We start from the raw sequence: 22,914 nt of genomic DNA, 5'->3' as shown, positions 1-22,914 counted from the left end.
GAGGCGGCTCGGGCCTCCTGTCCGTCCTGTCCGGTCTGTGGACAACGCGTGTTCGCGCACAGCCGGACCGACTGCGGTCTCCCCCGGACCGCGGAGGCCGTATCCTGTCAGCATGGCACGCAGCACTTCCACAGACACGAAGGCGAAGGAGCCGGGGCGTCTCAAGCAGATGTTCCAGGTCTTCCAGATGACCCGACGGGCCGACCCGTCGTCCGTCTGGTGGTTCGCCCTCGCATTCGTCGGCCCCGTCGTCCTCGGCATCGTGCTGGCGCTGGTGCTCCCGGGCCAGAACTGGCTCGCGATGATCCTGTGGATCGTCGCCGGTGTCCTGATGGGCGTGCTGCTCTTCCTCATCGTCCTCGGCCGGCTGGCCGAGCGGGCGGCGTACTCGCAGATCGAGGGCCAGCCCGGCGCCGTCGGTGCGGTGCTCTCCAACTCGCTGCGTCGACAGTGGCGCTCCAGCGAGATGCCCGTCGCCGTGCACGGACGCTCGCAGTCCGCGGTCTACCGCGCGGTGGGGCGTCCCGGCGTCGTCCTCATCACCGAGGGCCAGCGCGGCAACCTGAAGCGTCAGGTCGACGAAGAACGTCGCAAGGTGCAGCGCATCGTCCCGAACGTCGCGGTCCACGTGGTCAGCGTCGGTGACGGCGACGACACCCTCACCCTGCACAAGCTCCCCCGTGCCATGAACAAGTTCAAGAAGTCGCTCAACCGCAACGAGGTCCTGGCCGTCGCGAACCGCCTCGACTCGCTCACGCAGAGCCCCGCCGCCGCGATCCCGAAGGGCATGGACCCGATGCGTGCCCGCGCCGGACGTCCGCGCTGACCCGTCCCCGAACCACCACGCAGAACGCCCCCGACCGTGCCAGGTCGGGGGCGTTCTGCGCGCGCTGGGGTCGGTGGTCGCCGCGGGTGGTGCGAGGTTGTTCACTCGGTGCGAGGAAGGAACGACGCACGGAGTGATCAACCTCGCACCGTGCGGTGCGGCGCGCGCCGGCGCGGGCGCGGGCGCGGGCGCGGGCCGGGGTCAGCGGCGGACGAGCACCGTGCCGGCGATGCGGTCGTGCGCGCCACGGCTGTCCCGGTCGATGATGAGCGCCGGCACCACCAGGCAGAGCAGGACGGTCCGGACGACCGGACGCCACACCCCCACGTAGCCCCCGCGCATCGGCACGACGCGCAGCCCGACGCAGATGTGCCCGAACGATCCGGACAGCAGGCAGATGAAGAGCACCTGGAGCGCGGCGAAGATCGCCAGCTGCACCCACGAGTGCGCGATGTCCCCGGAACCGTTCACCGGCGACCAGACCCCGGTCACGTAGGCGATGAGGTCGGCGAGTGCACCGTCGATGAGCAGGGCGACGATCCGCCGTCCGATCCGCCCGACGCTGCGGGGTCCTTCCTCCGGCAGACCGAGGTCCTTGCCCGGCCAGCCGTCGGGGTGCTCGGAGGGCGCGGACGGACTGGAGGAGCTGCGAGCCATGCCCCAAGCGTAGGCGACCGGCCGCCCGTAACACGCCCGAAACAATTCAGTCACGTCCGGGAAACCCCGTGTCAATAGCCTCGTCGGAGGTGCCTTGATCGGTACCTCCGACATCACCCAACCCATTGGAGATCGGCCCCCATGTTCAGCGATTCCTCCGAGGTCCTGGCCTTCATCAAGGACACCGACGTCAAGTTCCTCGACATCCGATTCACGGACCTGCCGGGTGTGCAGCAGCACTTCAACATCCCCGCCTCGACCGTCGACGAGGACTTCTTCTCGGTCGGCCAGCTCTTCGACGGCTCCTCGATCCGCGGGTTCGCGTCGATCCACGAGTCCGACATGCAGCTGATCCCCGATGTGACCACCGCCTACGTGGACCAGTTCCGCGCCGAGCGCACGCTCATCATGATCTTCGACATCTACAACCCGCGGAACGGCGAGATCTACGGCCGCGACCCGCGCCAGGTGGCGAAGAAGGCCGAGAAGTACCTCGCGTCGACGGGCATCGCGGACACCGCGTTCTTCGCCCCCGAGGCCGAGTTCTACATCTTCGACGACGTCCGCTACTCGGTCACCCAGAACGAGTCGTTCTACGCGGTCGACTCCGAAGAGGGCGCCTGGAACACCGGTCGTGACGAAGAGGGCGGCAACCTCGCCAACAAGACCCCGTACAAGGGCGGCTACTTCCCCGTGTCGCCGGTCGACAAGACCGCTGACCTGCGCGACGACATCACCCTCAAGCTGATCGACGCGGGCTTCGAGCTCGAGCGCTCGCACCACGAGGTGGGCACCGGCGGCCAGCAGGAGATCAACTACAAGTTCGACACGATGGTCCACGCTGCGGACGACATCCTGAAGTTCAAGTACATCGTCAAGAACACGGCGGACCAGTGGGGCAAGGTCGCCACGTTCATGCCGAAGCCGCTCTTCGGCGACAACGGCTCGGGCATGCACACCCACCAGTCGCTCTGGTCGGACGGCAAGCCGCTCTTCTACGACGAGAACGGCTACGGCGGCCTGTCCGACCTCGCCCGTTGGTACATCGGCGGTCTGCTGAAGCACGCTCCGGCGCTGCTCGCCTTCACGAACCCGTCGATCAACTCGTACCACCGTCTGGTCAAGGGCTTCGAGGCGCCGGTCAACCTGGTGTACTCGGCCGGCAACCGTTCGGCTGCGATCCGCATCCCGATCACGGGCACCAACCCGAAGGCCAAGCGCATCGAGTTCCGCGCGCCGGACGCCTCGGGCAACCCGTACCTCGCCTTCGCCGCACAGCTGATGGCGGGCCTCGACGGTATCCAGAACCGCATCGAGCCGCACGAGCCCGTCGACAAGGACCTCTACGAGCTCCCGCCGGAAGAGGCGAAGAACATCCCGCAGGTCCCCGGCTCCCTCGACGAGGCGCTCGACTTCCTCGAGGCGGACCACGAGTTCCTCACGAAGGGCAACGTCTTCACCGAGGACCTCATCCAGACCTGGATCGACTACAAGCGTGAGAACGAGATCCTCCCGCTGGCGCAGCGCCCGCACCCGTTCGAGTACGAGCTGTACTTCGGCGTCTGATCGTCGCTGACACACGAGGGCCCCGCACCGTCAGGTGCGGGGCCCTCGTGTGTTCCGCGACAGCGACTGTGTGCCGCGAACCATCCGCAGGAATCTGTCGCTTCGGCGGGTCGGGCAGTTGCGGCGACTGCCTGGAGGCCCGGTGCCGGTCCGGCACGGACCCCGCTTCGCGAACGGTGACTAGCGAGCCGTGGCCAACGAGTCGTTCGTCCCCGCTGCGACGCTCACGGGTGCACCCGTGACCGGCGTGGGCCGCCCCAGGGAACGGACGGTCCACCCCGCTTTGACCCAGTCGTGGACCGGGAGGCAGTTGCGCGCGTCGATCACGACGCGGCGGCCGACGAGGTCACCGAGGGCGACCGGGTCGGCGGTGATGATCTCGTCCCACTCGGTGAGCACCAGGACGACGTCGGCGCCCTCGATCGCGTCCGTCATCGACGCGGCGTAGCTCAGTGTCGGGAACGAGCGCTTCGCCGGCTCCATCGCCTCGGGGTCCCAGAGGGTGACCTGGGCGCCGCGCAGGTGGAGCGCAGCGGCCACGTTGAGCGCCGGGGAGTCCCGCACGTCGTCGGTGAGGGGCTTGAACGCGGCACCGATCACGGCCACTCGACGGTTCAGCACCGATCCCCCGGCCGAGTCGATCGCCATGTCGATGACCCGCTGACGCTGGCCCATGTTGATCTCGTCGACCTGTTGCATGAGGCCGACGACCTGGCCCGCCCCGATCTCGTTCGCGCGGTACATGAGCGCTCGGATGTCCTTCGGCAGGCACCCGCCGCCGAACCCGAGGCCGGCGTTCAGGAACTTCCGGCCGATGCGGGCGTCGTGCCCGAGGGCATCCGCCAGCGTCGACACGTCGGCGCCGGTGATCGCGCACATCTCCGAGATCGCGTTGATGAACGAGATCTTCGTGGCGAGGAACGCGTTGGCGCTCACCTTGACGAGCTCCGCGGTGGCGAGGTCCGTGGTGATGACCGGGGTGCCCTCGCTGATCGGCGCGGCGTAGACCTCGCGGATGACGGCGTCAGCAGCCTCGGACGCGCCGCCCCAGACCAGGCGGTCCGGGTGCAGGGTGTCCTCGACGGCCTTGCCCTCGCGGAGGAATTCCGGGTTCCAGATGAGCTCGGCGTCGATCCCCGAGGGCGTGAACTCGCGGACGATGCCGCGCAGTCGCGCCGCGGTGCCGACCGGGACCGTCGACTTGCCGACGATGAGTCCCGGGTGGGTGAGGTTCTCGGCGACGCCGCGGGTGGCGCTCTCGACGTACGCCAGGTTGGCGGCGTGCGAGCCCGCCTTCTGCGGGGTGCCGACGCAGACGAAGTGGACGTCGGCTGCGGCGACGGCCGAGGCGATGTCAGCGGTGAACCGGAGCTTGCCGCTCGCGACGTGCTTCGTGATGAGCTCGGGCAGGCCGGGCTCGAAGAACGGGACCTCGCCGGCGGACAACGCGGCGAGCTTCGCCGGGTCGACGTCCACGCCGATGGTCTCGAAGCCCATCTCGGCCATGGCGGCCGCGTGGGTGGCACCGAGGTAGCCGGTGCCGATGACGCTGATGACGGGTGCGGGACGGGTGTCGGCGTGGTCGGGCGACTTCTTGGACGCGGTCATGGCGTGACCTCCTGCAGGTCGTAGTCGATGTCGTTGCGCTTGATGCCCTCGGCGAATGCCTGCAGGGAGTCGGCTCGCGAGTTGAGTCGCCAGTCGTTGGTGGAGCGGACGCCGTCCACGACCGTGGTCGCGGTCTCGCTGAAGTACGAGAACCCGATGATGTCGGCGTTGGCGGGGTCGGCCAGGGCGTCGAAGAGCGAGTTGATCCACTTCGACTTCTGGCCGCCCGAGACGGTGGTGCCGCTCTCGGTGGCGCCGATCTCACTGAGCAGGATCTTCTTGCCCGGTGCGACCTCGCGCAGCTGCTGCACGGTGGCGGCGAAGGTGTTCGCGAAGGTCGGGTCCTCGGAGGCCGTGCGGTAGTACCCGCTCATGCCGACCCAGTCGACGTAGTCGGCACCCGGGTAGTAGTTCTGCATGTACTCGAGCGTCTGGTACTTCGCGTTGCCGAGCTTGTCGATGCGGCTCGGCGCCCAGTTCCAGATGACGTAGTCGTTCGCGCCGTTCGCCTGGAAGACGTCGTGCACGTGCTGCCACATCTTCACGTACGACTGCTTCGCGTTCTGCTGGGCGTCACCTTCGGACCAGTTGTACCAAGAACCGTTCATCTCGTGGTCGAGACGGATGACCATCGGCTGCCCGTTGGCCTTCAGCGCCTTGGCGTACTTCGTCAGGTACGCATCGAAGTCACCGTCGGTGATGTCCTGGTTCGTGTAGCCGGCGACGTACTTCTGGTCGTTGCCGGTCTGCGCGGGGGCGGTCTCCCAGGTCATGAGCGGCACGCGGCCGTTGGCCCACGAGCGCTGGATCGCACTCGCGTTGAACGCCTGGTCGAAGCCCTGGAAGAACCCGGTCATGTTCGACGCGGTGCCGACCTGCCGGGAGACCTCGTCGTACTCGGCCCAGTTGAACGGGGACTGCGCCGTGTACAGGCCGTACCAGCGCGACTGCTGCCCGAGGATCTCGGCCTTGGTCGGCACGGCGACGGGCGTGGTGCCCGGGTCGGTCGAGGGGCCGGGGTTGGGGTTGGTCACCCCACCGTTGCCGCCACCCGAACCGGTACCCGATCCACCGGCGGAGCCGCTGCCCGACCCGTTGTCGGACGCGACCGACCCGGACCCGGTACCGGAGCCCGAGGCGCCGGCCCCGTTCGCACCGGAACCCGACGCGTTGACGGAGGACGAGCCTCCCGAGCCCTTCGCGGCACCGAGCTGGGACTGGAGCGACGCGATCTGCGCCTTGAGCTCCGTGATCTGGTCGCCACGCGACCCGGCCTGGGCGGTGCGGGAGTCGAGCTTTCCCTCGAGCGCCCAGATGCGGTCCTGGGCGGCGTCCAGCTGCGTCTGCAGTTCGGCGGCGGACACCTTCTTGGCCTTCGGGGCGGTGACCCCGAGGGCCTGGTGCACGGCGGTGGAGACGGGGCCGGCCGGGGAGACCCAGACCGACCAGGTGATGAGTGCGAGGGCGAGGACGATGGCGGTCGTGCCGACGGCCGTCCAGCGGGCGTGCTTGCTCGACTGCGCCCACCAGGTACTGGAGGAGCGGATGATGTCAGACAATGAGGAAGGCCTCCAGGACGAAGATCGCGATGCCGATGCAGTACGGGATCGCGGCGTACGGGTTGTACCGGCGGGCCTTCACGGGGGCGGTCCGTGGGGCTGCGGGCTGCACTGCTGCTGCGGCAGCGGCCTCGCGCCGGGTCGCGAGCACGGTCGTGGTGGAGTTGGTGGTGGCGTCGGCCCCGAAGAGCTCGTCGAACGCGCGGTCCACGGCCACCTGGTCGCTGCCGAGCGGCACGCGTCCGTCGACGGCCCGAGCACGGTCCGCGGCGTCGATCGGGCTGACCGGGGTCTCGGTGCCGAAGGACGACGGCTGCGCGGCGTCGGACGGGTCCTCCTGCATCGGACCGCCGGCGTAGGCACCGGCGCGGGTCCCCCAGCCGGACGCGTGCGCCAGGCGGAAGAAGCCGATGAGCCGGATCGGCATGAGGAAGAACGTCGACACGATGATGAACATCGGCAGGCGGAAGAAGTCACTCGGCTTCTCGGCCAGGTGACGCATCTGCCGGATGGCCATGCTGAGCACCGACGAGACGACCATCAGCGCGGCGACGTAGACGAAGCCCGTCGAGAAGCCGTACTGCGACAGGATGCCCTGGTACAGGTTCTCGCCCTGCCCGGTGAAGGCCCGGTAGATCCAGCCGGCGATCACGCCGAAGAGCATGAACGGCAGGATGATGTCGGTGATGAAGAACGCCGCCAGCACCGGGGCGTGACCGAGCATCCACGGCAGCATGCGCAGCGTGTTGTACTGCGAGCCACGGGCCCAGCGGAGCTGCTGCTTGAACAGCTTCTTCACCTGCAGCGGAGCGTCCGTGTAGACCAGCGAGGTGTACTGGTAGACGGTCCGGTAGCCCTCCTTGAGCGTGAGGTTCGTGAGCGTGCGGTCGTCGGAGACCTCGAGGAACACACCCATGAACTTCTCGTGCATGAACTTGTCCATGACGCGCATCAGGATGTTCCGCCGGAAGGCGATCGTGCGCCCGGGCAGGCAGCCGATCTGCCCGAGGACGCTCTGCGCGGGCATCGAGTAGAGCGCCCGCGAGTTCTCGAGCCAGTCGGCCCAGCGCGTGATCCAGCTGCGCTCGGGTTCGAGGATGCGCTGCCGGGTCGTGACACCGCCGACGGACTCGTCGGCGAACGGCTTGAGGAGCTCCTCGAGCGCGCCGGGGGTCCACACGGTGTCCGAGTCGACGAGCACCGTGATGTCGCCGTTGGACATCTCGGTGCCGACCTTGACGGCGTTGCGCTTGCCCGGGATGGGCGTGTGCGTCCAGCGGACGAGCGGGGCGAACTCGTCGCAGACGGCTTCGAGCGCCTCGTTGCGGGCGCCGTTGATGACGACGATGATCTCGCCGGGTCGCTGCTCGACCATGCGACCGATGACGTCGCGGAACAGGTCGAGCGGTTCGTCCACGACGGGGACGACGACGCTGGTGGTACCGACGAAGGTGCCGGTGAACGGGCGGTAGCGGGCGGAGATGACGACCTTGACCAACCAGAGCAACCAGATCACCGCGGAGTACACGGCGAACAGGTAGAACTCGGGGTGGCCTTCGACCATCTGCCTGATCTGCAGAATGAAGGTGAACACTGATCCCTGCTTCAACGTTCGAGGTGGAGATTCCGCGACGTTGGGGAATCAGGGTCGGTTCGGGTGACCCCATTGACGCAGAAACCTGAACCCCGGCGCAACGCGACCCCCGTCCGGGGGCGTTACGAGCGCGTTACGGGGTACACACTTGTCCCCATCTCCACCGGGACCGGTGGTCCCCCCTCGTGCTGACAGCACTCCTGTGGACCACCTGCCCGACATCGGCCGCCGGTACACACGTGGACCGGGGCCGGGAGGCGCGGGTCGACTCCGACGGAAAGCCCCGGTCAGCAGGTGGTCACGTGGCGTGTCGGGGGGCACCGGAAATGAGCGCCTGGAGGTCCGGTGGGAGTTCGGTCACGACGTGGTAACAGTACCGGCGCGGTCCGAACAGGGGTACGGCCGTCGTCGCAACGGGGGACACCGCGCGACACGGGGAATTAACCTCCGACGACTGCTCGGTTCCGTGCCGTGCGCGCGACCTCGGGCGTGTCGCCGCTGGGTCAGGCGCCGTAGAACTCGCGCTCGAAGACCTGTCGTGCACGTCGGGTCACGCCGAGGTAGTCCTCCTCGAGCTCGCTCGCCGAGCCGGGCGGGTACTCCATCAGCCGCGCGACACCCTCGAGCTGGACGCGGTCGACGGGCAGGACGTCGGTCGTCTTCCCCGACCAGAGCACCAGCGCACTGCGCGTCCGCGAGGCGAAGCGCCAGGCCGCGCCGAGCCGCTCGCCGTCCTCGGCGCTGACGAGCCCGGCGGCCACGGCACCGTCGAGTGCCTCGAGCGTCGAGGTCGTGCGGAGCGCGGGGAACTCGAGTGCGTGCTGCAGCTGCAGGAGCTGGACGAACCACTCGACGTCGCTGAGCGAGCCGCGCCCGAGCTTCAGGTGACGAGCCGGGTCAGCACCGCGCGGCAGTCGCTCGGACTCGACGCGGGCCTTGATCCGCCGGACCTCGCGCACCTCGTTCTCGTCGATGCGCTCCGGGTAGCGCGTGCGGTCGGCCAGGTGCTCGAAGTCCCGGAGCAGCTGGGCGTCGCCGACTGCGCCACGGGCACGGAGCAGCGCCTGCGCCTCCCACGTCAGCGACCACCGGGCGTAGTAGGCGCCGTAGGACTCCAGCGTGCGCGCCACCGGGCCGTTCTTGCCCTCGGGGCGCAGGTCGATGTCGAGGTCGAGCGGGTGGACGGTGTCCTCGGTGAGCCGGTTCAGCTCGCGCACGATGGTCTGTGCCGTCCGGGAGGCCACCTCGGTCGCCAGGTCCGGCGCGCGGTACACGTAGAGGACGTCGGCGTCGGAACCGAAGCCGAGCTCCCGTCCGCCGTAGCGGCCCATCGCGATGATCCCGAACTCGAAGTCCGCGGGGGCGTCACGTCGGGCGAGCGCGAGGGCCCCGGCGAGCGTCGCCTCGGTCACGTCGCTGAGTGCGGCGCCCAGGGCGTCCACGTCGAGGTGGCCGAGCACCGCCGCCATGCCGAGGCGGAGGGTCTCGCGGCGGCGCGCCGAGCGCAGCAGGCTCGCCGCACCGTCGACGTCGTTGCCGTGCCGCGCCGTCGTCGCGGTCATCTCGGCGAGCAACGAGTCCATCGGGCGGGCCCGCAGGAGCGACTCGGGCTCGTCGAGCCAGGCGACGGCCTCGGGGAACCGCTCGAGCAGACCGGACAGGAACGCCGACTCCGACAGCACGGTGGTCAGCGAGTGCGCAGCCCCGGACGAGTCGCGGAGCATCCGGAGGAACCAGCTGGACTCCCCCAGCGTGTCGCTGAGCCGTCGGAACGCCAGCAGGGCCCGGTCCGGCGCCGGCCCCTCGGCCATCCACCGCAGGAGCACCGGCAGCAGGTTCCGCTGGATCGCCGCGCGTCGGCTCGTGCCCTGGGTGAGCGCCCGGATGTGCCGCAGCGCACCGGGCGGGTCGACGAACCCGATCGCGCCGAGCCGGTCGACGACCTGGTCGTCGGTCAGCACGATCTCGCCCTCGGTCGTGGCGACGGCGGACAGCAGCGGACGGTAGAACAGCCGCTCGTGCAGGCCGCGGACCTCGAGCTTGACCGCGCGCCACCGGGTCTCGAGGGCTGCGGCCGAGGTGGCCAGACCACTCGACCGGGCGAGGACGCGCAGCTCCTCTTCATCGGTCGGCATCAGGTGCGTCCGCTGCAGTCGGCGGAGCTGGATGCGGTGCTCGAGGACGCGGAGCAGCGCGTAGTCCGGACCGAAGTGGGCGGCCTCGGCCCGTCCGACGTACCCGGCGGCGGTCAGGGCGTCCATCGCCTCGAGGGTGGAACGGACGCGCACGGACTCGTCGTCACGTCCGTGCACGAGCTGCAGGAGCTGCACCGTGAACTCGACGTCGCGCAGGCCGCCCGGACCGAGCTTCAGCTGCCGGTCGACCTCGCCGTCGGGGATGTGGTCGGTGACGCGCTCGCGCATCCGCTGCACCGACTCGACGAACCCGGGGCGCGCCGACGAGCTCCAGACGAACGGTGCGACGGCCTCGGCGTAGCGCGAACCGAGGTCGGCCGAGCCGGCGATCGGCCGGGCCTTGAGGAGCGCCTGGAACTCCCACGACTTCGCCCAGCGCTCGTAGTACGCGACGTGCGAGTCGAGCGTACGGACGAGGGCGCCGTCCTTGCCCTCCGGTCGCAGGTTCGCGTCGACCTCCCACAGACCGGGTTCGGCGGCCAGGTCGGTGATCGCGTGGGTCGCGGCGATCGCGATCCGCGTCGAGATGAGGACGGCACGGTCGGTGCCGATGTCGTCGGTGGCCTCGGTGACGAAGATGACGTCGACGTCGCTGACGTAGTTGAGCTCGCGCGCGCCGGCCTTGCCCATCGCGATCACCGCGAGCGGGGTCGCGGCGACGTCGGCCGCCGGGAACGGCACCTCGCGCCGGGCGACGTCGACCGCGGCATCGAGCGCTGCGCCGGCCAGGTCGGCCAGTCCGGCAGCGACGGCCGGGAACGCCTCGGTCGGCGACGAGTGCAGCACGTCGTACAGGGCGATCTGCGCGAGGTGCCGGCGGTACCGCACCCGCAGGCACATCCGTGCGTCCTCGCCGGTGGCACCGTCGATCGCCTCGAGCAAGGACGCCGTGTACCGCTCCTGCGACCAGGGTGCGACGACGGGCTCGAGCAGCAGTGCGAGTTCGGCAGGGCGACGGTGCAGGAACTCACCGAGGCCGACCGAGGCGCCGAGCAGGCGGATCAGCCGCTCCGTCGCGGCCTCGTCCGCCAGGACGGGGCGGAGCTCGTCCGGAGCGCGCTCCAACAGCCGTTCCAGCAGCCGCAGCGCACCGTCGGGATCCGCGGTGATGCCCCAGAGCGCCGGGGTGCCGCTGACCGGCAGCGGCACGACGGAGCCGAACCGCGCCTCCAGGTCGGCGATCCGCTCCAGGCTCTCCGACAGCTCGGCGAAGCCCAGGCGGGCCAACTCGGAACGCGACGACGTCGTCCGACCGGTCATGTGGTGCGCTCGCTCAGAGGGCGCCGAGGTTGGTGTCGAGCTCGAACGGTGTGACCTGGTCGCGGTAGCGCTTCCACTCCTGGCGCTTGTTGAGGAGCACGAAGTTGAACACGTGCTCGCCGAGCGTCTCGGCGACGAGCTCGGAGTCCTCCATCAGGCTGAGGGCGTGGTCGAGGCTCGACGGCAGCTGGCTGTACCCGAGGGCACGACGCTCGGCGTCGGTGAGACTCCAGACGTCGTGCTCGGCCTCGGCCGGCAGCTCGTACTCTTCCTCGATGCCCTTGAGCCCCGCCGCGAGCAGCAGCGAGTACGCCAGGTACGGGTTCGCCGCCGAGTCGATGCCGCGGTACTCGATGCGTGACGACTGCCCCTTGTTGGGCTTGTACAGCGGCACGCGCACGAGCGCCGAACGGTTGTTGTGGCCCCACGTGACGAAGGACGGGGCCTCGTCGCCACCCCAGAGGCGCTTGTACGAGTTCACGAACTGGTTCGTGACCGCGGTGATCTCCGGTGCGTGCTTGAGCACACCGGCGATGAAGTGCTTGGCGGTCCGGGACAGCTGGTACTCGCCGCCGGCCTCGTAGAACGCGTTCTGGTCGCCCTCGAAGAGCGAGACGTGCGTGTGCATGCCCGAACCCGGCTGCCCGGAGATCGGCTTCGGCATGAACGTCGCGTAGACGCCCTGCTCGATCGCGACCTCCTTCACGACCGTGCGGAAGGTCATGATGTTGTCCGCCATCGTCAGTGCGTCGGCGTAGCGGAGGTCGATCTCGTTCTGGCCCGGGCCGGCCTCGTGGTGGCTGAACTCCACCGAGATGCCGAGGTCCTCGAGCATCCGGACGGAGCGACGACGGAAGTCGTGCGCGCTGCCGCCGGGGACGTTGTCGAAGTAGCCGGCCTGGTCGACGGGCTGCGGCCCGCCGTCCTTCCACTCACGGCTCTTGAGCAGGTAGAACTCGATCTCGGGGTGCGTGTAGAACGTGAAGCCACGCTCGCTCGCCCGGGCCAGCGTGCGCTTCAGCACGTTGCGCGGGTCGGCGACGGCGGGCTGGCCGTCCGGCGTCGTGATGTCGCAGAACATCCGCGCGGTCGGGTCGACCTCGCCGCGCCACGGCAGGATCTGGAACGTCGAGGGGTCCGGGTGCGCGAGCACGTCGGCCTCGTACGAGCGGGACAGGCCCTCGATCGCGGAGCCGTCGAACCCGATGCCCTCGGCGAAGGCACCCTCGACCTCGGCCGGGGCGATCGCCACCGACTTCAGCGTCCCGATGACGTCCGTGAACCAGAGTCGGATGAACTTGATGCCGCGCTCCTCGATGGTGCGGAGCACGAAGTCCGTCTGCTTGTCCATGCACGACCTTTCCGTGTATCGGGTGGCCGCGGGCGGGCCTCGTCCCAGGCTAGTGGTCCCGCGGCGTGCGCGGGGCCGTGCGACGCGTCAGTGGTCCGTCACCGTGCCGTCACTGGTCGTCGGCGTCCCACTTCTCGTTGTTCGCCGCGATCCGGTCGAGCGCGTGCTGCGCTTCCTCGCGCGTGTCGAACGGGCCGATGCGGTCGCGCTGCGGGGACTGCGGACCCTGCTCGACCTGGCCGGTCTTGTCGTTGAACCACCACTGGGACTCGATGCGTTCGTCGCTCATGTCGCCCACCGTACCCAGGTGACTGCCTGGAGGCCCGGTGCCGGCCCGGCGGACCGGCACCGGGCCTCCAGGCGGTCACGCCCACCCCGTCGGGCCGCACCCCAGGGCGGTCACGCCCACCCCGTCGGGCCGCACCGTAGGGCGGTTGCGCTCGGCGCGGCGCGCCGCGGCTAGAGTGGTCGGCATGCCCCGGGACCAACACGGACACCTGACCGCCGGCCGCGTCTCCCCGCTCCGGACCGTCCCGAAGGACATCGAACGCCCGGAGTACGTCGGCAAGGTCGAACCGCACGAGCACGGCCTCGGCGACACGTACTCCCCCGACGAGGTCGAGCGCATCCGCATCGCTGGCCGCATCGCCTCGCAGGCCATCGACGCCGTCGGCGCAGCGATCCGTCCGGGCGTGACCACCGACGAACTCGACCGCATCGGCCACGAGTTCGTCGTCGCACACGGCGCCTACCCGTCGACGCTCGGGTACCGCGGGTACCCGAAGTCGCTGTGCTCGAGCCTCAACGAGGTCATCTGCCACGGCATCCCCGACGATTCCGTCCTGCAGGAGGGCGACCTCGTCAACATCGACATCACCGCCTACAAGGACGGGATGCACGGCGACACGAACCGCACGTTCATCGTCGGGCAGGCGTCGCAGGAGGTCGAGGACCTCGTGACCCGCACGCGGCTCGCCCTCGAGCGCGGCATCAAGGCCGTCGCCCCCGGCCGGCAGGTGAACGTCATCGGCCGCGCCATCGAGGCGTACGCGAAGCGCTTCGGCTACGGCGTCGTCCGCGACTACACCGGCCACGGAGTCGGTCGTGCCTTCCACTCCGGTCTGATCATCCCGCACTACGACGCGCCGCAGTACGACGACGTCATCGAGCAGGGCATGGTGTTCACCATCGAGCCCATGCTGACCCTCGGCGGGATCGAGGCCGACATCTGGTCCGACGACTGGACGGTCTCGACGCGCGACAAGTCGTGGACCGCGCAGTTCGAGCACACCCTCGTCGTCACCGAACGCGGCGCGGAGCTCCTCACCGTCTCCTGACCGGACACCCCTTCCTGACCGGGCACTCCGGCAGGCAACCGAAAGGCACGACAACCTCATGACCTCCCTCGCAGTCGGCGTCGACATCGGTGGTACGGGCATCAAGGGCGCGATCGTCGACGTCGCGTCCGGTGAACTGACCACGGACCGCATCAAGAAGGCCACTCCGGAAGGCGGGAAGCCCCACGACATCACCGCCGTCGTCGCCTCGATCCTCGACGAGCTCGCACCGGCGGCCGACGTCCCCGTGGGCGTGTGCTTCCCCGCGATCGTGCGGGACGGCAAGACCATGTCGGCCGCGAACGTCTCGAAGAAGTGGATCGGCTTCGAGGCCGAGGCACTGTTCGAGAAGGAACTCGGCCGCGCCATCCACTTCGTGAACGACGCCGACGCCGCCGGGTTCGCCGAGCAGCAGTTCGGTGCGGCGAAGGGCAAGGACGGCCTGGTGATCGTCACGACACTCGGCACCGGGATCGGCAGCGCGCTCATCAACGACGGTGTGCTCATCGTGAACTCGGAGCTCGGACACCTGGAGATCGACGGGCACGACGCCGAGTCGCGCGCGTCCTTCGCTGCCAAGGAGCGCGACGACCTGTCGTGGAAGCACTGGGCGAAGCGTCTGCAGACCTACTACTCGACGCTCGAGGCCCTGCTCTCCCCCGAGCTCTTCGTCGTCGGCGGCGGCGTGTCGAAGCAGTACGAGGAGTTCCTGCCGCTGCTCGACCTGCAGGCGGAGATCATCCCGGCGACGCTGCGCAACAACGCCGGTATCATCGGTGCCGCGACCCTGGCTGCCCGCAGCGCCTGACCCGCAGGTCGGTCGGGCCGTCGACCCCGCTCCCACCGGCCCGCACCGTGCGGCGTGCACCGGGCGGCGTCGGTGCGATTCGACGCGCCCGGCCGCTGGCGCCGAGGTTCCACGACTCGCCGTCTGCGGTTCGCCGAGGTTCGACGGAGACCCCTCGTGCGCGCCGACATGCCGAGATTTCGGAACCTCGGGGACGGGGACGGGGACGGGGCCGGGGCCGGGCCGAGACACGGGCGCGGGGCCGGTAGACTCGGACCTGCGAATGGGTCGGTGAGACGGTCGCGTCACTCCCCCGGGAGTGCCGAGGAACGTCCGGGCTCCACAGAGCAGGGCGGTGGGTAACACCCACCCGGAGCAATCCGCGAGACAGTGCCACAGAAAGCAGACCGCCGGCGGCAACGTCGGTAAGGGTGAAACGGTGGTGTAAGAGACCACCAGGGGTCCGGGTGACCGGATCCGCTCGGTAAACCTCGCCCGGAGCAAGGTCAGACAGAGGACGCTGAGGCTGCTCGCCGAGTCCTCGGGTAGACCGCTGGAGGCCGACGGCAACGTCGGTCCGAGAGAGATGGCCGTCACCGCCGTGCAAGCGGCGGGACAGAACCCGGCGTACGGCCGGCCCATTCGCCCCACTTCCACGAGACCGGTGCTCGACGCACGGTGCGGCGCTCGCGATCCCGTGCGACGTTGCACGCTCGGTGCAGCGCCACAACGTCGCACCGAGCGTGCAAGCTCGCACCAGGCGACGGACCCCGCATCGTGCGCCCCGCGCCACCACACCCCGCACCGTGCACCACAGACGGGAGGCGCGGTGCCCGCTGGCACCGCGCCTCCAAAACGTCGCAGCGAACGACGAGTGCGGGTTGTCGGCCTCGAACGCGACAACCGGCGGCGCAGGGGCACTCACAGCCGGAAGCTCGTTCCGCTCACATCGTTGACCGTGACCGCCGAGCCGTCGAGATCGGCGTTCGCCGATCGGACTTCCCCCGGGCCCGGGGGACGTGCGCAACGGGTGCTGTCCCGTGTCCGCCTCTCAGCGCTCTGCGGTGTCGTACTCGAGGAGTCCGTCGTTTTCCAGCTGCTGCAACCGGTCCGCGAACTGGTCGGCAGCCGCATCCCCTCGGATCGCTACTCCTGTGATCGAGCCCCACGTCTCGACGGCACCGCCGAATTCGTGGATGACGTCGTGAGCGATGCGGAAAGCCTCTTCATCGCGAGGACTGATTCTGAAGACCCAAGACTGTCCCCGGTCGACACGACCCCCGTACTCGAGCTGTCCGGTCGAAGGATTCTCGACCGTATTGATGATGTCTCCCAGGTGTACATTCTTCGCGAACAAGGGGACACAGCTCACAACGTTGCGGCCGTCGTCGAGGATGATGATCGTCAAGTCTTCGTAGCGGATCGGGTCCCACGACGGATCAAGCTCCACCCGGACGACCTTCTCGACCCCGAGCACTGGGTTCTCGTGCGTGACGACGGTGTAGTCCGGCATTCCTATGGTTCCTTTCGCATGAGCGGTGGGATCCACTCCCTGTAGTTGTAGCCTTCCTGCCCCATGCCGGGCAAGTCCTTCGCGCCCTTGGACAGGTTGCAGGGCGGACACGCGAGGGTGATGTTGCTCTCTGCGCCATCGCCGCCCTTGCTCTTCGGGATGACGTGGTCGAGATGGGGGGTCTGCGTGTTTTCGCCACAGTAGGTGCACTTGTAACTCGGCGCCTCGGGGCTCCCGACGTTTCCCTTCGCCTTCGTGCCCGCCTTCAGTTTCGGGGTGAAGTTCTTGCCGGCGCGAGCACCGCCCGCCGATCCCTTCGGCAGGCCGAAGCCTTCCGCAGCACCCGCCTCCGCGGCCCCGGTGGCCGCGCCTCCTTCGACGGTGCTCGCCGCAGCGACGTCGCCCGCCAGGACGCCGGCTTCGGCCGCACCGAACTCAGGAGCGGCGAACCCGCACAGCCCCTCGGTGAGGAGCAGGCAAGCGAGGAAGACCGCTCCGAGGGCGGCTGCGGACCCGAAGATCACCCACTTCTCGGGTGTCGTCGCGTTGGACTTCTTCGGTGGGGGTGGCGAGATCCCGATGCCACACGACGCACCCCACGTGCAGGTCGGAGCACGGGACGACGCGGCGGTGGCGTAGTGGCCGGACCAGGGCGTGTACGACGCAGCGTGTACCGGCGCCGGCCGTGTCGACGGACGCAGCCAGTTGTTGATCGCCGAGACGATCGTTCGCACGGCCTTCACGATCTTGTTGATCGCCTTCGTGAGCGCGCAGAGCCACGCCGGGCACATGCCGCTGACATCGGGGTTCGAGACGGGATTGTTGCCGCTGTAGCTGTACCCGTTGTTCTGCTGCGGTTGGTCCGGGTTCAGGACCGAGTCGACGGACAGGAACCTCCCGAGGGACGGGTCGTACGCACGGGCACCGAGGTGGGTCAGGTCCGTGAAACTCGATGCCGCCTGATTGAGGAAGCCGTGGTTCGACGTCCAGCTGCTCGCACCTCCTCGCTGCTCACCGAATGGTGTGAACCAACGACGGGTCACTTCACCGGTCAGCACGTTCGTCTCGAGGTCTACGGTGCCGTCCACGTCGGTGTCGAGTGCGTACACCGTGTTGGCCAGAGCGGTCGCGTCGCGCTCGGCAACCGCTGTTCCCGCGATGGAGTACGTGCGTGTTGCGGTCGTGGTGCTCGACCCGTTCGCCTGATGCAGTTCGATGTCGCCCAGGAAGAGCGTCGCGCCGTCCTTCGGGTCGACCTGCAGCAACTGACTGCCAGAGGCGTCGTACACGGTCGACTGCGACTGTGCCCCGTCGGAGATACTCGTCACCTTCGCGGTCGCGTCGTACTCGAGGGCAGCGGTCCCCCGAGCGGTCGTGTCACCCGCGGCGTCGTACTCGAACCCTTCGGACGTCGTCTCACCCCCGACCTGCTTGTCCACCGACTGCACGGCGTGCGGCCTTGGGCTCCCCGGATCGCCGTAGTGGTACGTGTCGACTTCGTCGGCCGTGCCACCGACCCCGTGGGTTGTCGCACTGGTGCGGTTGCCGGTCGCCTTGTCGTAGGAGTACTCGACCCAGTACGGAGACGGACCGCCGAGGGCCTGCGCCGTCGGCGACGCTGCACAGTCCGAAGCACTCGGCGTCCATGCGCTGGTCAACTCGAGGAGCGAGTCGTACTTGTAGCACTGCGTCTCGGCCCCGGCGGCACCGACGGTCGAAGCGGACGTGACCGCACCCACGTCGTTCCGCGTGTAGGTCCGCTTTGCCTGGGTCACGGTCGAGGAGCCGGTACCGGTCTGGTCTTGGATGCCGATGACGTCACCGGTCAGCGGATCGCGCGTGTACGACGAGGTGTTCGGCACCGTACCGTCCCGGCTCGTCTGGGTCAGGCGGTTCAGCGCGTCGTAGGTGATTCCCGCGTAGCTCTTGATCCCGCTCAGGCTCGAGACCTCACCGAGCGCGTTGTAGGTGTAGGACAAGCGTTCGGCAGCGAGGCCTCCGATGGCAGGCGTCGTGTACGAGCCGATGCTCCCGTCCGCGGTGTACGCGGTCTTCGTGGTGAAGCTCGTCCCCGCGAACGCAGGAGCGCCCTCCGGGATGGAGAGGGTCTGCCCTGTCGGCCGGTTGCCGCCGTCGTACCCCGTGACGGAGGTCGTGTAGGCGACCCCGGGGGTGCTCGCCGTCGAACCGACGTAGCGTGTCGCGGAACTGAGCTGGCCCACCTTGACCGTGTCGAAGGACCACGACGACACGAGCGGTCCCGTCGATGAGCCGGTCCGGATCGCTGTCGCGCGGTTGAGGTCGTCGTAGCTCGTGGCGAGTGTCACTCCTCGCGCGTCCGTCGTGCTGGTCTCGTTGCCGACGGCGTCGAAGACGGAGGTGGTCGTCCCTGCATCAGGATCGGTCTTGGCCACCGCCTTGCCGGTCACGTCGTACGTCCACGACCACTTGTTCCCCGCGGGGTCGATCATCGACGTGAGGTCACCGCGGGCGTCGTACCCGTAGGTCGTGTCCTGGTGCGGAGCCGATGCGCCGATGGCACCTCCTCCGAGGTACTGCCGGAGGACGGTCTTCTGCCCGATCGAGTTGGAGAACGTACTCGAAGGGGTCCCTCCGGAGGGCGGCACGACATCGACCTCGTCGGCACCGAGGTACCGCGTCGTCGCACGGAACCGCTCCTTGGCGTAGCTCCTCGCGATGACCGCGGTGGGACGTCCGACCGCGTCGTACGACGTGTCCTCGCTCGACTGGACCTGCTGCTGACTGACCGGCACGAACAAGGTGGCCGACGGCGTGGTGCCGCTCGCCCAGTAGGCGTTGTTCTGGCTCACCGAGCGGCCTTGGTCGTCGTACCCGACGTCGGTCACGATGCTGCCACCTGCACCGGACGGGTCTTGGCTCTGGACCTGTCGGCCGAGCCCGTCGGAGAGGACGTAGCCGGTCGTCGTCCCCGTGGAGTTCAGCGTCGTGGTCGCCACCGCGAGCGGAGCGGTCGGCGTCTCCGTGTACGCGAAGGCGTAGTTCGGCGTGGTGGGGTTGTCCGCCTTGGCGTGACCCGGGAGCCACACCTTGGCCCGCCGCCCGAGCGCGTCGTAGTCCGCCGTCGTGACGCTGCCGTCGAAGTCGGTGAAGGACGTCACTGACCCGCGCCCGGGGTCGGTGACCGCCGTGGATTTCCACCCCTTCGGGTTCACGCTCGTGGTCGACGTCACCGGGCCACCCGTCGACGGCGAGTAGGACGTCGTCGTCGCACGCCCGAGCGCGTCCTTGCTGGAGAGCTCACGGCCGATGGCGTCGTAGCTCTTCGTCGCCGTCGTCGTCCAAACGGGATCGCTCTCCGAGAAACCCGTCACCTGCTGGACCTGGGTCGGATCACCCTTGGTGGGGGTCGCCCCGATGGCCGCGCCGTCGTAGCTGGTGCGTTGATCCGAGACGACATCTCTCGGAGCGGGAGCGCCACCGCCGCATGCTGTGCCGACACTCTTCTGCTCGAGCGGCAGCCCGATGATCCAAGCCGAGGTGTTGTTCGGCACGTACGACGTCGTGGTGCAGGTCGCTCCCGCGTCCGACGAAGACACTGCCACCTGCGTCGGGTTGCCGTCATCGTTCGACGTCGTCACCGTCGTCCTCGTGCGGGTGCCGCCGTTCGCGAGCGGTTCGGACATCCGTTCCGAGCCGTCACGCACCATGCGCGCGGTGTCCGCTCCGTCGTCTGCCTCGACATCCCCGACCCACGGCGTGGACTCCGTGTCCGACACGACCGCGCCACCGCCACCGTTGCGCACCACCGTGCGGCGGGTCTGGCCTGCGAGCCACGCGGAGTCGGTGACCCCCGGAGCTCCGCTGACGTCGACGGACTTCTGCCCTCCGGAGGTCCCGGCGCGATCACCGTCGAGCCCTCGGTAGAACGTGTACTCCGTGTCGCCCTGAGCAGCGGGATCGGAAGCGCTGCCGGTGTGGACCTCGACGGTGTCGTAGCCGGCGTAGAGCGACCACGTCCGCTTCTTCACGGGCACGGTCGGCGACGAGTTGTACCGCCACGCCGGGGTGCCCGTGTAGACGTAGGACGTCTCGACTGGCCGATCCGCGCCGCCGCCGGTCCTCGGGTCGTCGACGACGCTCATGACGACGTACTTGTGGAAGAGGTCGAGTTTCGGCTCCTGTGGCGGCGTGATGTCCGGCGACCACCACTGCGGGTAGCACCGACGGGAGTTCGTCGCGGCGCCCTTCTCGATGGCGTCGGCTTCCGCCGCCGTGCAGTCCTGTGCCGAGTAGTTCACCGAGGTGACCGCACCCGTCTCGGCGGTGATGGACGAGATCCTGAGCTTGTCGAGGGGTGCGAGCCCGTCGACCGCCCAGACACGGTTCTGCATACGCACACCGTTGAACTTCACCGGAGGGGTCGAAGCGGATGCGCTGCCCTGGTAGCCCGTGTGCTGCACCTGCGTCATCCAGAGGGCAGCCGTCGTGCCGTCGCCGGGCGCGGGGAACGAGTGCGAGAGGGTCCACTTGTCGACGGCCGCGTAGGTCGAACCCGACTTCACCGACGCCGTGATGGTGTTGAGCATGCCGTCCGTCCAGAAGGTCGGCGCCTTGTTCGCGGTGCACGCGGAGGTGCAGAACTGGTCCCAGGGGACGTCAGGGTACGAAGCGGGTTTCGCGGGCTTGGTCGCGGCTGCTGAAAGGTCCTCCTTCGTGCAGTTGGCGTGGGTGGTGTCACTGCATCGCCCGTACGCGTCGTAGCCGAAGGCGACTCTGCCCACGGCCGCACTGGCCGCGTAGACGGTGGACGGTGTCAGGCCGTAGTCGATGTGGTCCAGCTGACCGCCGCGCGTGTACGACGTCGTCGTGGCACCGTTCTTCGCGTAGCTGTTCGTCTCGGCGTCGTAGTACAGCGCCTCAGCGTTGCCGTGCACGTCGACGACGTAGTCGAGGTTCCAGCGCCACCCCTGCATGCAGGACGAGGCCGCGAACGTCGAGGCGTGGCAGGGTTCGCCGGCGTCGTTGCCGAACACCGGAACGGTCCAGGTCGAGTTCGTCGTGGGTTTTCCGCTCGCCCAGCCGGGGAGCTGGTTCTTGCCGAAGTAGTACTGCGTTCCGTCGGTGGTGGTCACCCGCCAGCAATCGGTGTCGTGCGTCCCGTTCGCCGAGCACCCGGCTGCCGTGCCGACGAGGTGTTCGATCCGTGAGCCGTCGTCGGACGACATCTTCCAGACCCCACTCGCGGAGTCGCGCACGAGCTGCGCGCTGTGCCCGCCGAGCGAGAGGGTGGCGTTGTCGGCCTTCCAACACTCGTCACCCGAGGTCTTGACCGGGCCGCTCGCTCCGTCGTCGAGCGAGCAAGAGACGTACTGCCGTTCGATGAAGCCACCGCCGCCGAGCTCCCAGCCGTCGCCGATGGCCGAAGGCTGGTTGTTCGTCGATCCGGTCTCACCGTCGATGGACTGGGAGTCGTAGGTGAGCGCGAGCGACGGCGACGGTCCCCCAGGAGCGGGGGGAACCGTGAGCGGGTACTCCCACGAGAAGTCACCGGTCTGCGCGGAGACGTCCCACTTGCCCGACTCCTTCAGCGACGATGCCGAGAACGATCCTGTCCCCGACGATGACGTCGCCGCCGCCGTCGCTGCGAGCGTCATCAACCGCGACGACACGAAGGGCGTCAGTGTGATGGCCGAGGCGGTCGTCTTGGTCGCGACCGGTGTCGCTGTGGTCTGCGAGTACTTCCGCTTGCCGTCGATCTGCACCCAGCGGGTGCGTGCTGCGTAGTCCGCTCCGAACTGCTGGGCCAGCAGCTTCTTGGGGATGCGCACAGCGACGGGTGCGCGCTTCGAGGAGCCGTCCGATCGGCGCAGGGTCAGCACGACCCCCTGCAGGTGCTGCTTCTTCGCAGCGGCTTGTGAACGAACCGCTACCGTGACATCGCGGATCGCACCCTTCGACGAGGCACCGCTCGAGGTCGCGGACGCGACGGAGATCGACGTGTCACCGACGGCAGTCCACGCCCCGGCGCGTGTCGCGGAGGTTGCTCCCACGGCAGCGGAGGAAGCCTCGTCGTCCGCTCCGGAGCGATCGAGTTCGAGGTTCCAGGTGCGCTTCTGCAGATGCCTGGTCTTCGTCGTCTGCGAGTTCCACGACGCGGACTTCGCTTCTGCTTCGACCTTCGGAGCCGAGCGGCCAGCGACCGGCTTACCGAGGTCCGCGACGACCGGCAGTTCACCTGTGCGGATGAACACCAGCGCGGTGACGATGAGCGCTCCGGCAGCGACGGTTGCGACTCCAGTTCGGAGGATCGTCTGCTGCTTCGTTCGCCGACGTGCGCGATGCCGGTTCACGCGTCACGCTCCTGCAACGTGGTCGCGACGATGAAAGCGGATGCTCTGCGCACCTGTCCCCCTGCTCGATGATGATCGACCACCGAGCACCCCGGCTCACATGGCTTCCGGATCGTATCGATCAGGAACACATAGACAGGTGCCCCCCGAACGCGGGTGATCCGGGCCTGATCCGCGGAGATCCGGGCCTCGCGCCTCTGCAGCTGTGAGGACTATCACCCACCTGGCCATGCCCGCCGGTTCGGGCGAACTCCGCCTCGTGGCTGTGCGCTGTGCCGTGTTCGGGGGTCTTCGCCGGGTTCGGGGTCTCGCTACGGTGTGCTCGCGCA

At 68.8% G+C, this 22,914-nt stretch carries 13 protein-coding genes and 1 other RNA gene; 5 read left to right on the top strand and 9 right to left on the bottom strand.

What is annotated here, in order from left to right; genetic code table 11:
• Positions 1 to 112 precede the first annotated feature (112 nt).
• Positions 113 to 826, top strand: a complete 714-nt coding sequence (locus tag ITJ60_RS08475; RefSeq protein WP_111087017.1) for a DUF4191 domain-containing protein — start codon at positions 113 to 115, stop codon at positions 824 to 826.
• A 201-nt stretch (positions 827 to 1,027) separates the two neighbouring features.
• Here the strand turns inward: ITJ60_RS08475 and ITJ60_RS08470 are convergent, their stop codons facing one another.
• Positions 1,028 to 1,483 carry an RDD family protein gene (locus ITJ60_RS08470; RefSeq protein ID WP_123292673.1) on the bottom strand — a complete coding sequence of 152 codons (456 nt, stop codon included), beginning with the start codon at positions 1,481 to 1,483 and terminating at the stop codon, positions 1,028 to 1,030.
• A 141-nt stretch (positions 1,484 to 1,624) separates the two neighbouring features.
• Between ITJ60_RS08470 and glnA (ITJ60_RS08465) the strand changes: the two genes are divergently transcribed.
• A complete protein-coding gene (gene glnA, locus ITJ60_RS08465) occupies positions 1,625 to 3,049 on the top strand; it encodes a type I glutamate--ammonia ligase (RefSeq protein WP_194647631.1) in 1,425 nt (474 codons plus the stop codon).
• A gap of 180 nt (positions 3,050 to 3,229) precedes the next feature.
• On the opposite strand, the gene ITJ60_RS08460 is transcribed toward glnA (ITJ60_RS08465), so the two are convergent.
• The 6 genes from ITJ60_RS08460 to ITJ60_RS08435 form a co-directional block, all read right to left on the bottom strand.
• Positions 3,230 to 4,657, bottom strand: coding sequence for a UDP-glucose dehydrogenase family protein (locus tag ITJ60_RS08460; protein ID WP_194647630.1), 1,428 nt, complete (start codon positions 4,655 to 4,657; stop codon positions 3,230 to 3,232).
• Positions 4,654 to 6,216, bottom strand: coding sequence for a glycoside hydrolase family 26 protein (locus ITJ60_RS08455; protein ID WP_194647629.1), 1,563 nt, complete (start codon positions 6,214 to 6,216; stop codon positions 4,654 to 4,656). Before ITJ60_RS08455 ends, ITJ60_RS08460 begins: the two co-directional genes overlap by 4 nt.
• Positions 6,209 to 7,810, bottom strand: a complete 1,602-nt coding sequence (locus ITJ60_RS08450) for a glycosyltransferase family 2 protein (protein ID WP_159574059.1) — start codon at positions 7,808 to 7,810, stop codon at positions 6,209 to 6,211. The genes ITJ60_RS08455 and ITJ60_RS08450 overlap by 8 nt, the downstream gene beginning before the upstream one ends.
• 503 nt (positions 7,811 to 8,313) lie before the next feature.
• Positions 8,314 to 11,265, bottom strand: a complete 2,952-nt coding sequence (locus ITJ60_RS08445; protein WP_194647628.1) for a bifunctional [glutamine synthetase] adenylyltransferase/[glutamine synthetase]-adenylyl-L-tyrosine phosphorylase — start codon at positions 11,263 to 11,265, stop codon at positions 8,314 to 8,316.
• A 13-nt stretch (positions 11,266 to 11,278) separates the two neighbouring features.
• Positions 11,279 to 12,616, bottom strand: a complete 1,338-nt coding sequence (gene glnA / locus ITJ60_RS08440; protein ID WP_111087010.1) for a type I glutamate--ammonia ligase — start codon at positions 12,614 to 12,616, stop codon at positions 11,279 to 11,281.
• A 109-nt stretch (positions 12,617 to 12,725) separates the two neighbouring features.
• Entirely contained in the window at positions 12,726 to 12,905 is a 180-nt protein-coding gene (locus tag ITJ60_RS08435; RefSeq protein WP_111087009.1) for an SPOR domain-containing protein, read from the bottom strand.
• Between the two features lie 184 nt (positions 12,906 to 13,089).
• On the opposite strand from ITJ60_RS08435, the gene map reads away from it, so the two are divergent.
• The 3 genes from map to rnpB all read left to right on the top strand — a co-directional run bounded on the left by map (position 13,090) and on the right by rnpB (position 15,385).
• A complete protein-coding gene (map, locus tag ITJ60_RS08430) occupies positions 13,090 to 13,953 on the top strand; it encodes a type I methionyl aminopeptidase (protein WP_194647627.1) in 864 nt (287 codons plus the stop codon).
• Between the two features lie 58 nt (positions 13,954 to 14,011).
• A complete protein-coding gene (gene ppgK, locus ITJ60_RS08425; protein ID WP_111087008.1) occupies positions 14,012 to 14,761 on the top strand; it encodes a polyphosphate--glucose phosphotransferase in 750 nt (249 codons plus the stop codon).
• Positions 14,762 to 15,024: 263 nt separating this feature from the next.
• Positions 15,025 to 15,385, top strand: an RNA gene (gene rnpB, locus ITJ60_RS08420) — RNase P RNA component class A.
• A gap of 406 nt (positions 15,386 to 15,791) precedes the next feature.
• On the opposite strand, the gene ITJ60_RS08415 is transcribed toward rnpB, so the two are convergent.
• Together ITJ60_RS08415 and ITJ60_RS19300 are read right to left on the bottom strand one after the other, a co-directional pair.
• A complete protein-coding gene (locus ITJ60_RS08415) occupies positions 15,792 to 16,253 on the bottom strand; it encodes a DUF4265 domain-containing protein (RefSeq protein ID WP_194647626.1) in 462 nt (153 codons plus the stop codon).
• Between the two features lie 2 nt (positions 16,254 to 16,255).
• The gene (locus ITJ60_RS19300) at positions 16,256 to 22,585 is read right to left on the bottom strand and encodes an RHS repeat-associated core domain-containing protein (protein ID WP_194647625.1); all 6,330 of its coding nucleotides are present in this window, start codon (positions 22,583 to 22,585) and stop codon (positions 16,256 to 16,258) included.
• Positions 22,586 to 22,914: the final 329 nt, after the last annotated feature.

This window comes from Curtobacterium sp. VKM Ac-2884 (assembly GCF_015350945.1).
GTDB lineage: Bacteria > Actinomycetota > Actinomycetes > Actinomycetales > Microbacteriaceae > Curtobacterium.
The sequence above is the reverse complement of the archived record's forward strand: the minus strand, read 5'-3'. Positions and strand labels throughout refer to the sequence as shown.

Excerpts from the sequence above, each read along its gene's own strand:
- ITJ60_RS08435 (WP_111087009.1), bottom strand. The coding sequence starts at position 12,905 with ATGAGCGACGAACGCATCGAGTCCCAGTGGTGGTTCAACGACAAGACC.
- ITJ60_RS08470 (WP_123292673.1), bottom strand. The coding sequence starts at position 1,483 with ATGGCTCGCAGCTCCTCCAGTCCGTCCGCGCCCTCCGAGCACCCCGAC.
- ITJ60_RS08415 (WP_194647626.1), bottom strand. The coding sequence starts at position 16,253 with ATGCCGGACTACACCGTCGTCACGCACGAGAACCCAGTGCTCGGGGTC.
- ITJ60_RS08460 (WP_194647630.1), bottom strand. The coding sequence starts at position 4,657 with ATGACCGCGTCCAAGAAGTCGCCCGACCACGCCGACACCCGTCCCGCA.
- map (WP_194647627.1), top strand. The coding sequence starts at position 13,090 with ATGCCCCGGGACCAACACGGACACCTGACCGCCGGCCGCGTCTCCCCG.
- ITJ60_RS08475 (WP_111087017.1), top strand. The coding sequence starts at position 113 with ATGGCACGCAGCACTTCCACAGACACGAAGGCGAAGGAGCCGGGGCGT.
- glnA (WP_111087010.1), bottom strand. The coding sequence starts at position 12,616 with ATGGACAAGCAGACGGACTTCGTGCTCCGCACCATCGAGGAGCGCGGC.
- glnA (WP_194647631.1), top strand. The coding sequence starts at position 1,625 with ATGTTCAGCGATTCCTCCGAGGTCCTGGCCTTCATCAAGGACACCGAC.
- ppgK (WP_111087008.1), top strand. The coding sequence starts at position 14,012 with ATGACCTCCCTCGCAGTCGGCGTCGACATCGGTGGTACGGGCATCAAG.
- ITJ60_RS08445 (WP_194647628.1), bottom strand. The coding sequence starts at position 11,265 with ATGACCGGTCGGACGACGTCGTCGCGTTCCGAGTTGGCCCGCCTGGGC.